General features: G+C 28.5%; 1 protein-coding gene. It reads left to right on the top strand.

The window, feature by feature from the left end; translation table 11 throughout:
• The first annotated feature begins 67 nt into the window (after positions 1 to 67).
• Positions 68 to 385, top strand: coding sequence for a hypothetical protein (locus M9Q43_RS14010; RefSeq protein WP_262319483.1), 318 nt, complete (start codon positions 68 to 70; stop codon positions 383 to 385).
• The last annotated feature ends 15 nt before the right edge of the window (positions 386 to 400 follow it).

Raw genomic sequence — 400 nt, 5'->3', positions numbered from 1 at the left:
TTGGTGCTGAATTTGCCACCTGAAAACAAGCCGTGGAACGTTGTAGGCAAGTCTAAAACCAACTTAAATGGACATACTAAAAGAAGGTAAAAATTTTCAAGTTTTAATTCGTGAAAATATAAGCGAAGTATTAAAACCAAATTCTTATAAATTAATTTTTGACAATAGCCGTGAAAACCAACAAATCTCTAAAAATTGGGTTTTTAAATTAGTTTACAAAGGGGAAAAGACAATAGAAATATATAATGACGATTGGAGAGACTATACCGAATATTTTAATGTTTCTGTAGACGGAAAAGAAATGTTTTATGTAAAGATAAACGAATATGAAAATCTAACAAAAGCGTTTAAGGAATTAAAATTGAAGATTCAAAAAATACTTTAATAAAAGTCCTGCCTA

The sequence above is a fragment of the Flavobacterium odoriferum genome (assembly GCF_025499515.1).
In the GTDB taxonomy this organism is placed as follows: domain Bacteria; phylum Bacteroidota; class Bacteroidia; order Flavobacteriales; family Flavobacteriaceae; genus Flavobacterium; species Flavobacterium odoriferum.
The sequence above is the reverse complement of the archived record's forward strand: the minus strand, read 5'-3'. Positions and strand labels throughout refer to the sequence as shown.

Bases quoted from the DNA above. Each gene is read 5' to 3' on its own strand.
- M9Q43_RS14010 (WP_262319483.1), top strand. From the start codon at position 68: ATGGACATACTAAAAGAAGGTAAAAATTTTCAAGTTTTAATTCGTGAA.